This window comes from Streptomyces sp. NPDC048002 (genome assembly GCF_040653275.1).
Taxonomy (GTDB): Bacteria; Actinomycetota; Actinomycetes; order Streptomycetales; family Streptomycetaceae; genus Streptomyces.
On sequence record NZ_JBEZNL010000002.1, the window covers coordinates 326,061 to 338,480 of the forward strand.

Below are 12,420 nucleotides of genomic sequence, written 5' to 3' on the forward strand. Positions count from 1 at the left end.
TCACAGATGGGGTCCCACATCGGCGCCGAAGGCGGCGATCTGGTCGACGAGTTCGCTGCGGCCGCGGCTGCGGAACCGCACCTGGATCCGGTCCACGCCCATCGCCCGGTAGGCCCGCAGCGACTCGGCGAGCCGTTCCGGTTCCCCGGTGAGCGTGCGGCGCCCCACGTGCCAGTCCGGGGTGCCGAGGTAGAGGGGCTCGGCGATGGCGCCGATGGCGAACGGGCCGTCCAGGCCCTCCTGTTCGCGCAACCGCCGGACGCGGTCGATCTGCGCGGGCAGCGCCTCGCGCGGATCGCCCTGCGGCAGCCAGCCGTCGCCCTTCAGGGCGGCCCGGCGCACGGCCGCGGGCGAGGAGCCGCCGACCCAGAGGGGGACGTGCTCCTGCGCGGGCCGGGGAAGCTGGCCGAGGCCCTCGAAGTCGTAGAGCTTGCCGTGGTGTTCGGGGAACTCCTCCGGGCCGAGGGCGGCGCGCAGGGCGTCGATGGTCTCGTCGAGCACGGCGCCCCGGCGGCGGAAGTCCACGCCGAGCGCCGTGAACTCCTCCTCCACGTGTCCGGCGCCGACCCCGAGCAGCAGCCGGCCACCGCTGAGGTGGTCGAGGGTCGCGTACTGCTTGGCGGTGACCAGCGGATGCCTCAGGCCGACCACGGCGACATGGCTGAGCAGCCGGACCCGTTCGGTGACCGCGGCGAGGTGGGCGAGGGTGGCGACCGGGTCGTACCAGGCCGTGCTCATCGCCGGTGCCAGCCGTCGCGGCACGGCGACGTGGTCGCAGCAGGCGATGTAGTCGAAGCCCGCGGTCTCGGCCGCGCGGGCCACCGCCACCAGGTCCTCGGGGCCCGCCGCCGCCTCCCAGGGCTCGGCGTACAGGGTGCTCCGGGACTGGACGGGGAGCTGGATTCCGTAGCGCACGCCCGCTCCCCCCTCAGGCCCCGGGGCCGGGCCACAGCCCGTCGTCGGTGAGGCCGAGCAGTTCGACGGCGTTGCGGCGCACGATCCGCTCGACGACGTCCGGGGCCAGATGCCCCATCTGGGTCTCGCCGACCTCGCGCGACCTGGGCCAGGTGGAGTCGGAGTGCGGGTAGTCCGTCTCGTAGAGGACGTTGCCGACGCCGATGGAGTCCAGGTTGCGCAGTCCGAAGGCGTCGTCGAAGAAGCAGCCGTAGACGTGCTCGGCGAAGAGTTCCGACGGCGGCCGGTGCACCTTGTCGGCGACCCCGCCCCACCCCCGGTTCTCCTCCCACACGACGTCCGCGCGCTCCAGGATGTAGGGGATCCAGCCGATCTGACCCTCTGCGTACATGACCCGGAGGTTGGGGAAGCGCTCGAACTTGCCGCTCATCAGCCAGTCCACCATCGAGAAGCAGCAGTTGGCGAAGGTGATGGTGGAGCCCACGGCGGGCGGGGCGTCGGCGGAGGTGGAGGGCATCCGACTGCTGGAGCCGATGTGCATGGCGACGACCGTGCCGGTCTCGTCGCAGGCGGCGAGGAACGGGTCCCAGTCGTCGGTGTGGACGGAGGGCAGCCCGAGGTGCGGGGGTATCTCGGAGAAGGCGACGGCCCGGACCCCGCGGGCCGCGTTGCGGCGGACCTCGGCCGCGGCGAGTTCGGCGTCCCAGAGGGGGACCAGGGTGAGGGGGATGAGCCGCCCGCGCGCCGCGGGGCCGCACCACTCCTCCACCATCCAGTCGTTGTAGGCGCGGACGCAGAGCAGCCCGAGTTCGCGGTCGCCCGCCTCGGTGAAGGTCTGGCCGCAGAAGCGCGGGAAGGTCGGGAAGCAGAGCGCGGACTGGACGTGGTTGACGTCCATGTCGGCGAGGCGGGCGGGCACGTCGTAGGACCCGGGGCGCATCTGCTCGTAGGTGATGACCTCCAGTTTGATCTCGTCCCTGTCGTACCCGACGGCGGTGTCCAGGCGGGTCAGGGGGCGGTGCAGGTCCTCGTAGACCCACCAGTCGCCGACGGGGCCGTCCGTGCTGCCCGGGGTGCCCATCACCGGCTTGAAGCGGCCGCCGAGGAAGGTCATCTCCTTCAGCGGGGCGCGGACGATCCGCGGACCGGTGTCGAGGTACTTCTTCGGGAGCCGGTCCTGCCACACCTGCGGGGGCTCCACCGTGTGGTCGTCGACGGAGATGATCAGGGGAAAGGTCGGTTTGGTCTCCATGGGGCTCACCGTAGCGCCGATCTGACGGTCCGTCAGCTCACGTGTCAGAGGGACGACTTCCGGCGGAACGGTGCGGAAAGCTTGTGAGGGCCTTGTGGTGTACCGCACGTCTGGCTGTGAGTGCGGTCTCGCACGGCTGACGCATCCGCCATGAACAAGGCAAACTGGCCTGGTTGTCATGACGTTCTGCAGGGGGACGGCGATGGACGGTGGACCGCGGGTGCCGGAGCAGCGGCGTGGCGGCTCGCAGGAGCCGAGGGCGCTGCGCTTCGGCGTGCTCGGGCCGGTGCGCGCCTGGCGTGCGGAGGAGCTGCTCAGCACCGGCTCCCCGCAGCAACGCGCGCTGCTCGCGGCCCTGTTGCTGCGGGAGGGCCGCACGGCGACCGCGGCCGAGCTGATCGACGCGCTGTGGGGCGACGAGCCGCCCTCCCAGGCGCTGGCCGCGGTCCGCACGTACGCCTCGCGGCTGCGCAAGATCCTCGCCCCCGGGGTCCTGGTCAGCGAGTCCGGCGGCTACGCGGTGCGCGGACTGCACGACGGCGCGCTGGACCTGGCCGAGGCCCAGGAACTGGCGACCGAGGCGGAGAAGGCGCGCGGCACCGGCGACCTGTGCCACGCCCGGGACGTCCTGAACCGGGCCCTGGCCCTGTGGGACGGCGAGCCGCTGGCCGGCGTCCCCGGCCCGTACGCCGAGGCCCAGCGGGTCCGCCTGGAGGAGTGGCGGCTTCAACTCCTCGAATCCCGGCTCGACATGGACCTGGAGCAGGGCTGCCACGCGGAGGCGGTCTCGGAGCTGACCGCGCTGACGGCCGCGCACCCGCTGCGCGAGCGGCTGCGCGAACTGCTGATGCTGGCCCTGTACCGCAGCGGCCGGCAGGCGGAGGCCCTCGCGGTCTACGCCGACACCCGCCGTCTGCTCGCCGACGAACTCGGCGTCGACCCCCGGCCCGGCCTGCGCGAACTCCAGCAGCGCATCCTGCGGGCCGACCCCGGTCTCGCGGAGCCCTCCGCGCCGCTCGCCGAGCCCCCGGCCGTCCCGGTCCGCCCCGCCCAACTACCCGCCACGGTGCCGGACTTCACCGGCCGTTCGGCCTTCGTCTCCGAACTGAGCGAGGTGCTGGCCTCGGCCGACGGCGGGGTGATGGCGGTGTCGGCGCTGGCCGGCATCGGCGGCGTGGGCAAGACGACGCTCGCGGTGCACGTGGCCCACCAGGCCCGGCCCGCCTTCCCCGACGGCCAGCTCTACGTGGACCTCCAGGGCGCGGGCGCGCGGGCGGCGGACCCGGAGACGGTCCTCGGCTCCTTCCTGCGCGCCCTCGGCACCGCGGACTCGGCGATCCCGGACTCCCTCCAGGAGCGGGCGGCGCTGTACCGCTCGGTGCTGGACGGGCGGCGGGTGCTGGTCCTGCTCGACAACGCGCGGGACGCGGCGCAGGTGCGTCCGCTGCTGCCGGGCACCTCCGGGTGCGCGGCGCTGGTGACGTCCCGGGTGCGGATGGTGGACCTGGCCGGGGCCCATCTGGTCGACCTGGACGTGATGTCCCCCGACGAGGCGCTGGCCCTGTTCACGCGGATCGTGGGCGAGGAGCGGGTGGCCTCGGAACGGGAGGCGGCGCTGGACGTGGTGGCGGCGTGCGGCTTCCTGCCGCTGGCGATCCGTATCGCCGCCTCGCGGCTCGCGGCGCGGCGCACCTGGACGGTCTCGGTCCTGGCGGCGAAGCTCGCGGACGAGCGGCGCCGGCTGGACGAACTCCAGGCGGGCGACCTCGCGGTGAAGGCCACGTTCGAACTCGGCTACGGCCAACTGGAACCGGCGCAGGCCCGGGCGTTCCGGCTGCTGGGGCTGGCGAACGGTCCGGACCTCTCGCTGGCGGCCGCGGCGGCGATGCTGGATCTTCCGGTCGAGACGACGGAGGACCTGCTGGAGTCGCTGGTCGACACGTCCCTGCTGGAGTCGGCGGCGCCCGGCCGCTACCGGTTCCACGATCTGGTGCGGCTCTACGCGCGTGCGTGCGCGGAGCGCGACGAGCATCCGCCCACCGAGCGGGACGCGGCGCTGTCACGGCTGCTGGACTTCTACCTGTCCACGGTCTCGGGCGTCTATCTGATCGAGCGGCCCGGCGACCGGCTGGTCGACCACCTGGAGCGGAGCCGCTGCACGGGGCTGGCCTTCGGAAGCCGTCGGGCGGCCCGGGACTGGCTGTACTCGGAGGCCGTCGCCCTGCTGGCCTGCGTCCGCCAGGCCGCGCGGACGGGGTCGCTGCGCCGCGCGGTGGACGTGCTGTGGGCCGCGATCGACCTGGCCGAGTCGGGGGCCAACTCCAAGGAGTACGAGGCGGTCGCGGAGTTGCTGCGGGACGCCGCGCGGGAGGCGGGCGACCTGCGCGCGGAGGGCCGGGCGCTGACGGCGCTCGCCTTCGTCCACCACATCTCCGGCAGCCGGTTCGACGTGGCCCTCCAGGAGGCCCAGCACGCACTGGAGCTGGCCACGTCGGCCGACGACCCGCTCACCGGCTGCTGGGCCGCCAACATCAGCGGTGTCGTCGCGCTCTACCAGAACCGCCACGACGAGGGCGAGGCCTACTTCACCAGCGCCATCGAGAACTTCCGGGCGCTCGGGGACCGCCCCGGCGAGGCGAGCGCGCTGTGCAACCTGTCGCGCATCCACCTGGCCACGTCCCGTACGGCCGGCGCGGAGACGCTGGCCCGCCAGGGCACGGCGATGTACGACGACATGGGCCACGCGCTGAAGGGCGCCAACGGCCGGTACGCGCTGGGCCTGGCCCTCACCCAGAGCGGACGGCTGAGCGAAGCGGCCCAGTGCCTGCACCAGGCCCTCCAGGTCTTCCGGGACAGCCGGCAGCGCCTCTGGGAGGGCATGACGCTGTTCCGGCTCGCCGAGGTCGACCTGGCGGCCCGACGCCCCGCCCAGGCGGCGGCCAACGCGGAGCTGGCGCTGACGGAGCTGCGCGGGATCGGCGGGGAGTGGCGGCGCGGGAACGTGCTCACCGTGCTCGGTCACGCCCTCGACGGCATCGGACAGCTCGACCGTGCCCAGGTGTGCTGGCGCGAGGCGCTCGACATCTTCGAGACGCTGGGCGCCGCGGAGGCCGCCGGGATCAGGGGCCTGCTGACCCCGGCCGCGACGGTCTGAGGGCCCGGCGTTCATCGTTCGTTTATCGCGGCCAGGCAGTCTCAACTGTGCCAAGCCGTCGCGTCGGGGGGCAGACGGAGCGGCAACCGGCCGGACCCTTATGGTGATCCGGCCCGCGAGATCCGCCCGGCGGTCCACGGGGGAGTTGCCGGGCGGATCTCGTGTCCTTCACGAACCACGCGTTCTTTCTTGCAGGGGAGCCAGAGAAATGACCGACGAGACGAGCACCGAGAACGTCCACGCGACGGGTGAGCCGACCGGTGACGCCACCACGGACAACGTCCACGCCACCAGTGAGCCCATCGCCACCAAGAACGTGCACGCGACCAGCGAGCCGCTCAAGCTGAAGGCCGACACCGGCGAGGCGACCACGGACAACGTCCACGCCACGGACAACCCGGCCTGACCGGCCCACACACCTGTCCCGACGGGGATCGGCCGCGGCGGCGCGGAGGGGGAGCCGCCGCGGCCGAGGTGTGTCCGGGGAGCGGGATTCGGCCGGGGGAGTCTTCGTTAACTTCGCGATTACCCGTCAAATCCCAGGTTTCACAGTGGCTTTGTGTGCGGCCACTGTCAGAACCGGCCACCCCCGCCCATCCTCATGACATGAACCTGCCGCCCAACCAGCGGGCCGGCAGCCTCATGGAGGTGTGGGATGCACCGCAGACTTGGCACCGCACTTGCAACCTCGACCCTGGCCCTGGTCACCGTCGTCGCCACCGCGTCGGCCTCCAGCGCCGCCCCCGCCGACAAGCCGCAGGTGCTGTCGAGCTGGACGCAGACCAGCGCGTCCAGCTACAACGCCTGGGCCGCCGCCCGCGCCAACCAGAGCGCCTGGTCCGCGTACGGCTTCGACTGGTCCACCGACTACTGCTCCTCCTCGCCCGACAACCCCTTCGGCTTCCCGTTCTCCAACTCCTGCGCCCGCCACGACTTCGGCTACCGCAACTACAAGGCCGCCGGCACCTTCAGCGCCAACAAGTCCCGCCTCGACAGCGCCTTCTACGAGGACCTCAAGCGGGTCTGCAACAACTACAGCGGTGCCACGAAGACCGCGTGCACCAGCACGGCCTGGACGTACTACCAGGCCGTCCGCGCCTTCGGTTAGCCGTTACCGAGCCCCCGCGGGCGAAGGTGGGGCGCCGGATCAGCCGGTCGCCGGCGTCCCTCTCAGCCCGCCCTTGACCACCTTGCCGCTCGCGTTCCTCGGCAGCTCCGCCACGAACTCCACCGAGCGGGGCACCTTGTAGTTCGCCATCTCGCGGCGCGCCCAGGCCATCAGGTCCTCCCCGGTCAGGGGCGCGCCCGCACGCCGGACCACGTAGGCCCGGCCCACCTCCCCGAGCCGCGCGTCCGGCACCCCGACGACCGCCACGTCCGCCACGTCCGGGTGCAGGCCGAGGAGTTGCTCGATCTCGGCCGGATAGGCGTTGAAGCCGCCGACGATGAACATGTCCTTGATCCGGTCCGTCACCCGCAGATTGCCCGCCGCGTCCAGGACCCCGACGTCCCCCGTCCGCAGCCAGCCGTCCGGCGTCAGCGTTCCGGCCGTGGCCGCCGCGTCCTGCCAGTAGCCCCGCATGACGTTGAAGCCGCGGACCAGGACCTCGCCGGGTTCCCCGGGGGCCGGTGCGTCCACCCGCACCTCCGTGCCCGGGATCGCGCGCCCCGAGGTGGCGGCGATCACCGCCGGGTCGTCGCCGCGGCGGCACATGGTGACGATCCCGCTCGCCTCCGACAGGCCGTACGCGGTGAGCACCGTGGCCACCCGCAGTTCGTCCCGCAGCCGCTCCACCAGCCGCAGCGGCACCACCGCCGCCCCGGTGACCACCAGCCGCAGCGCCGAGAGGTCGTGGGCGCCCCGGGCGGGGTGGTCGAGCAGGGACTGCAAGAGCGTCGGCGGGCCGGGCAGGACCGACACCCGCTCGGCGGCCAGGTTCGCCAGCACCGTGTCCACGTTGAACACGGGCTGCGGGATCATCGTGGCCCCGCGCGTCAGACAGGCGATGACCCCGGCCTTGTAGCCGAAGGTGTGGAAGAACGGGTTCACGATGAGATAGCGGTCCCCGGTCCCGAGGCCCGCCAGGTCGCTCCAGACCTCGTAGGCGCGCAGGGTCTGGGCGTGGGTGATCACCGCGCCCTTCGGCCGGCCCGTCGTGCCGGAGGTGTACACGAGGTCCGAGGGCCACTCCCCCGCCACCGACTCCCAGCGCCGCCGCACCCGCGCCTGCCCCACCCCCTCGCCCTCGGCGAGGAAGTCCTTCCAGGTCCGGAAGTCGGCCGGGGCGTCGTCGGCCAGCACCACGACCCGCAGCGCGTCCAGTCCGCCGCCCGCGGCCATCGCCCGCCGCAACGAGGCGACGTAGGACGTGCCGAGGAAGGTGCCGGTGACGAACAGCGTCCGCGCCCCGCTGCGGCGCAGCACGTCGGATGCCTCCGCGCCCTTGAACCGGGTGTTCAGCGGCACCAGCACCGCGCCCGCCGACACCGCCCCGAGCGCCGCCACGATCCAGTCCAGGGTGTTCGGGGCCCAGATCGCCACCCGGTCCCCGGGCCGGACCCCGTCCGCCATGCAGGCCGCCGTCGACCGTTCCACCCGGGCGCCCAGTTCGGCGTAGGTGATCCGCGTACGGCCCTCCACGACCGCCTCGGCGTCCGCGTACCGCTCGGACGCGTACCGGACGAGCCCCGGGATGCTTCCCCATTCCGTGTCACCGCGCACAACAGCCCCCAGACCAGTAGCTGACTGTCCGTCAGATTAGCTGTAACCTGACGCACTGTCAGCAGACGGGGAGGGGTCACACCATGGCCGGGCTCAAGGACGCGACCGCGATCGTCGGTATCGGACAGACCTCCTTCGCCAGGCAACTGGCGGAGGACGAACGCACCTTGGCCTGCCGTGCCGTCCTCGCCGCGCTGGACGACGCCGGGATAGCCCCCGGCGAGGTCGACGCCCTCGCCTCCTACACCATGGAGGAGACCGACGAGGTGGAGCTGGCCAAGGCCGTCGGCCTCGGCGACCTCACCTTCTTCAGCAAGGTCGGCTACGGCGGCGGCGGTTCGTGCGCCACCGTCGCCCATCTCGCCGCCGCCATCACCGCCGGCCAGGCCACCGTCGGCGTCGCCTGGCGCTCCCGCAAACGCGGCTCGGGCCCCCGCCCCTGGACCAACACCGCCGTCCAGCTCCCCACCCCCGCCCAGTGGACCCGCCCCTACGGCCTGCTGCGCCCGGTCGACGAGATAGCGATGCTCGCCCGCCGCCACATGCACGAGTACGGCACCACCCGCGACCACCTGTTCAACGTCGCCCTGGCCTGCCGCAACCGCGCCAACCAGAACCCGGCCGCGATCATGTACGACCGCCCGCTCACCCGCGAGATGTACATGACCTCCCGCTGGATCAGCGAGCCGCTCTGCCTGTACGACAACTGCCTGGAGACGGACGGCGCCCTGGCCTGCGTGGTGACCACCGCGGAACGCGCCCGCGACTGCGCCCGGCGGCCCGTCTACGTCCACTCCGCCGCCCAGGGCCTGCCCGCCCAGCACCACGGGATGGTCAACTACTGGAACGACGACCCGCTCACCGGACCCGCCTGGACCGCCGCCCGGCACCTGTGGAAGCACGCGGACCTCACCCCGCAGGACATCGACGTCGCCCAGATCTACGACGCCTTCACCCCGCTCGTCCCGCTCTCCCTTGAGGGCTACGGATTCTGCGCGCGCGGCGAGGGCGGCGCGTTCACCGAGGGCGGCGCCCTGGAGATCGGCGGCCGGCTGCCCCTGAACACCGGGGGCGGCGGGCTCTCCGAGGCCTATGTGCACGGCTTCAACCTGATCAACGAGGGCGTCAAGCAGCTCCGCGGCACCAGCACCGCCCAGGTCCCCGGCGCCGCCACCTGCCTCGTCACCGCGGGCGAGGGAGTGCCCACCTCCGCACTGCTGTTGAGGAGTTGACCCACCGATGCTCGCACCCGTCCCCGACGCCGACGGCGCCCCCTTCTGGCACTACGCCGAGCGCGGCGAACTCCGCGTCCAGTCCTGCGGCGACTGCGGCGAACCCCGCTTCCCGCCCCGGCCCTGCTGCCCGCACTGCCAGTCGTTCGCCGTCGAGTGGCGGCCGGTCACGGGACAGGGCCGGATCTGGTCCTGGGTCGTCCCGCACCCGCCCCTGCTCCCCGACTACGCGGCGCTCGCGCCGTACAACGTGATCCTGGTGGAGCTGGCCGACGCCCCGCGGATCCGCCTGGTGGGCAATCTCGTCGCCGCCCCGGGCGCCCCGCTCGGCTCCTTCGACCCGGACCGCGTCCGCATCGGCGCCCGGGTCAGGGCCGTGTTCGGCGACGGCCTGGTCCGCTGGACCCCGGAGCGGCCATGAGCGTCGCCCTCACCACCGACCAGGACACCGGCGTCGCGGTCGTGACCCTGAACCGGCCCGAGCGCCTGAACGCGATCGACCTCGACACGGCGGCCGAACTCGCCGAGGCCTGGCGGGCGTTCCGCTTCGACGACTCGGTACGGGCCGTGGTCCTCACCGGCGCCGGGGAGCGGGCGTTCTGCACGGGCATCGACCGGGACGCCGTGGTCCCCCAGCCGAACTCCCCCTACACGCAGGACGATCCGCTGCTCGGCATCGGACCGAAATCCAGCGACCTGTGGAAACCGGTGATCGGCGCCGTGCGCGGCATGGCCTGCGGCGGCGCCTTCTACCTGCTCGGGGAGTGCGACTTCCTGATCGCCGACCCGACGGCGGAGTTCTTCGACCCGCACACCTCCTACGGCATGGTCAGCGCCTACGAGTCGATGCTCATGGCGCAGCGCATGCCGGCCGGCGAGGTGGCGCGCATGACGCTGATGGGCACCGCCGAGCGGCTCTCCGCCCGCAGGGCGCACGAGGTGGGCCTGGTGTCCGAGGTCACCGAGGCGGGCGGGGACCTGGCGGCGGCCGTGCGGTGCGCCGAGGTGCTGGCCGGGTATCCCCCGGCCGCCGTCCAGGGCACGGTCCGCGCCCTGTGGGCGGCCCGGGAGGGCGCCCTCGCCCGGTCCTTCGCCCAGGCACCCCACCTGATCGCCCTGGGAAACCTCCCGCCCGAGCGGCAGGCGGAACTGTTCAGGACCCGGCGGGCGGACGCCCACCGGGTCAGGTGACTTCCTCCCCTTGGAGGCACAGTTGAGGGGCAACCCAGCCTTGACCTGCGGAAACGGTCACTTCAGGGCACTCTTTGACCTCAGAAACCGTGCCCGTTCCGCGACCACGCGGCGTTCTCTCGTCTCTCGCGACGTTGCCGCTGCCGCATCGGGGTGCGGCGCCGCCAGTCTCAAGTGATGTTGTCCGTCAGAAGCTCCGTAGAACCTCGGGCACAGCCTCAAGTCCAGTTGCTTATTGTCAACGAGTTACGCCGCCGGCCAGAGCCTTGAGCAGCGGTGTAGGCCGCATGCCATGGATTGACATTGCGAGACGGCTTGGCAGCGGCATCCTCGCGCGCACGGGCAACCTTGCGTAGGTCATCAAGGTTGTACCAGCCCGCAGGCGACCCCAGCGGCACGAGGTCGTACGTATCACTCGGAGCCGGAACAGGCTTTCCATTCATGAGGCCGCCCCAGGAGGATCGTTGGATCAACCTACCTCGCCTGACCTCATCTCAACACTAGTGCGCCAAAGGTCACTTGAAGGGGAAAAGACCATTCCTCCGAGCTGCCCAAGCTTGTGACGGCTTGAGAGGCGACAGGCGCGATATACGCGCACAGCAAGGCGCCCCCAACTGGGCGCCTTGCTTGCACAGTTGGGGGCGCTGGGACCGTCCCGGCGGGGGACAGGGACGGGGGTCATACGTTGCTGCCCCCGCGCCTCGCAGCACCCCGGAAGCGGCAGCCGTCGGGGGTGGCGCTATGCGCCCTGTATGGCACCCTGGGGGTCACTCTCGTCGTACGGGTTGTCTCCTGCCGGCGTGACTCTCCAGAATGTTCCCGCCGTCGCCTTGAACTGACGATGCGTCGGATTCAGGCCCGTGTACTTCAAAGCCCAGACCTCAACTGGCAAGCGCTCATTGTCAGTTGACTGCGCCTGCGACCCACATGTGATGCACTCGGCGGAGTCGATGCCCTGCGTTGCGCCCTGGGCGGTTTCCGGCCCTAGCGTCCACTCGGTGGCCCTGATGATCGAACGCGTCACAGTGCCCTCCTGCTACGTCGGTTGGCTTCGGCCACCTTGTCGCTCAGCGCGTCGGCATCCTGGGCGCTATCTGCTACCGGCTCGACGTCATGGACGGGCACGGGCCATTCCCGACCCCCGCGCTCCGGGCGCAGGTATGCAGTCGTGCCCATGACGTCCGTGAGAATGCCGGTCTTCCCGTCAGGGTCGCTCACGCGCTTGCCGATCAGGGGGTGTTTGGTCATGTGAGTGCTCACCGCTTGCCCCCTTGCAGAGCCCGCAGGGCCTTCGTGACGGATTCCGGGTAATCCTCATGGGCCGGATGGCGGCGCAGCATCACGGCGCAATCAGTTTTCAGGCTTTCGTCACTGGTCGACGCCTTGAGCGCCCCCAGCGCCGTGCATTGCTTGCAGGTGCTCATGAGGCATTCCCCCAAGTGGCGCCCTGGGCGCCTGTCCGGTACGCCTGCGAGGCGCCGCCCAGTGGGCCGACGTAGGGCCGGACCATGGCGCCTGTGCGCTCCCACGGGTCGGGCGTGCACCACTTGGCGCGCGGCGGGAGTTGGGGCGTTTGGGCGGGCACTCCGTACAGTTCCCTGCGGGCCTTCCGCGCGATGACCAGCCGTGCGCCCAACACGTCGGTCGACGGTAGGTGACGCGGCACCTGGGGCATGTTCGTACGGGCGTGCTTGCCGGGGGTGCGTCGCCGGAATGAGGCTCTCACTCGTTCGAGCGTTCGTGATAGGCAGGACACCGTCAGCGCTCCTCTGAAGCGTTGGCCATGCCCCCGGCCGTTCCAGCGGCGCGGGGGTCTCTTGCGTCTGACCATGCTGCCGACCCATGGGGGACGTCCTCGCCCTGATGGGGCGACAGTTGGGAGGACTCGGCGGTAACCTCGAAGAACGCCCAAACGTCCCAGGGGGAAGCCTTGAACACGGCGTTAAGATCAGCT

General features: G+C 71.8%; 11 protein-coding genes. 6 read left to right on the forward strand and 5 right to left on the reverse strand.

Going from position 1 to position 12,420, the window contains the following annotated elements:
- On the reverse strand, nt 1–915 hold the full coding sequence (locus tag AB0E07_RS04420; protein WP_362246284.1) for an LLM class F420-dependent oxidoreductase: 915 nt from the start codon (nt 913–915) through the stop codon (nt 1–3).
- A gap of 13 nt (nt 916–928) precedes the next feature.
- Nucleotides 929–2,167: an amidohydrolase family protein gene (locus tag AB0E07_RS04425; protein WP_362246286.1), complete on the reverse strand. Its 1,239-nt coding sequence runs from the start codon at nt 2,165–2,167 to the stop codon at nt 929–931.
- A 202-nt stretch (nt 2,168–2,369) separates the two neighbouring features.
- Here AB0E07_RS04425 and AB0E07_RS04430 point away from each other — a divergent pair, with 202 nt between their 5' ends.
- From AB0E07_RS04430 to AB0E07_RS04440, 3 genes are all read left to right on the forward strand, one after another.
- Nucleotides 2,370–5,321, forward strand: a complete 2,952-nt coding sequence (locus tag AB0E07_RS04430; RefSeq protein WP_362246288.1) for a BTAD domain-containing putative transcriptional regulator — start codon at nt 2,370–2,372, stop codon at nt 5,319–5,321.
- 208 nt (nt 5,322–5,529) lie between these two features.
- Complete coding sequence (locus AB0E07_RS04435) at nt 5,530–5,727, forward strand: hypothetical protein (protein WP_362246290.1); 198 nt, start codon at nt 5,530–5,532, stop codon at nt 5,725–5,727.
- Between the two features lie 249 nt (nt 5,728–5,976).
- Nucleotides 5,977–6,429, forward strand: a complete 453-nt coding sequence (locus tag AB0E07_RS04440) for a phospholipase (protein ID WP_362246292.1) — start codon at nt 5,977–5,979, stop codon at nt 6,427–6,429.
- A gap of 39 nt (nt 6,430–6,468) precedes the next feature.
- Here AB0E07_RS04440 and AB0E07_RS04445 read toward each other — a convergent pair whose 3' ends face one another.
- Nucleotides 6,469–8,043 carry a FadD3 family acyl-CoA ligase gene (locus AB0E07_RS04445; RefSeq protein ID WP_362246294.1) on the reverse strand — a complete coding sequence of 525 codons (1,575 nt, stop codon included), beginning with the start codon at nt 8,041–8,043 and terminating at the stop codon, nt 6,469–6,471.
- 83 nt (nt 8,044–8,126) lie between these two features.
- On the opposite strand from AB0E07_RS04445, the gene AB0E07_RS04450 reads away from it, so the two are divergent.
- From AB0E07_RS04450 to AB0E07_RS04460, 3 genes are read left to right on the forward strand one after another with little or no spacing between them, the layout of a single operon-like run.
- A complete protein-coding gene (locus AB0E07_RS04450) occupies nt 8,127–9,275 on the forward strand; it encodes a lipid-transfer protein (RefSeq protein WP_362246296.1) in 1,149 nt (382 codons plus the stop codon).
- Nucleotides 9,276–9,282: 7 nt separating this feature from the next.
- The gene (locus AB0E07_RS04455) at nt 9,283–9,696 is read left to right on the forward strand and encodes an OB-fold domain-containing protein (RefSeq protein WP_362246298.1); all 414 of its coding nucleotides are present in this window, start codon (nt 9,283–9,285) and stop codon (nt 9,694–9,696) included.
- Nucleotides 9,693–10,466: an enoyl-CoA hydratase/isomerase family protein gene (locus tag AB0E07_RS04460; RefSeq protein ID WP_362246300.1), complete on the forward strand. Its 774-nt coding sequence runs from the start codon at nt 9,693–9,695 to the stop codon at nt 10,464–10,466. The genes AB0E07_RS04455 and AB0E07_RS04460 overlap by 4 nt, the downstream gene beginning before the upstream one ends.
- A 1,020-nt stretch (nt 10,467–11,486) precedes the next feature.
- Here AB0E07_RS04460 and AB0E07_RS04465 read toward each other — a convergent pair.
- Together AB0E07_RS04465 and AB0E07_RS04470 are read right to left on the reverse strand one after the other, a co-directional pair.
- Nucleotides 11,487–11,726 (reverse strand): hypothetical protein, encoded by a 240-nt coding sequence (locus AB0E07_RS04465; protein ID WP_362246302.1) that lies wholly within the window; start codon nt 11,724–11,726, stop codon nt 11,487–11,489.
- The gene (locus tag AB0E07_RS04470; RefSeq protein ID WP_362246304.1) at nt 11,723–11,890 is read right to left on the reverse strand and encodes a hypothetical protein; all 168 of its coding nucleotides are present in this window, start codon (nt 11,888–11,890) and stop codon (nt 11,723–11,725) included. Before AB0E07_RS04470 ends, AB0E07_RS04465 begins: the two co-directional genes overlap by 4 nt.
- Nucleotides 11,891–12,420: the final 530 nt, after the last annotated feature.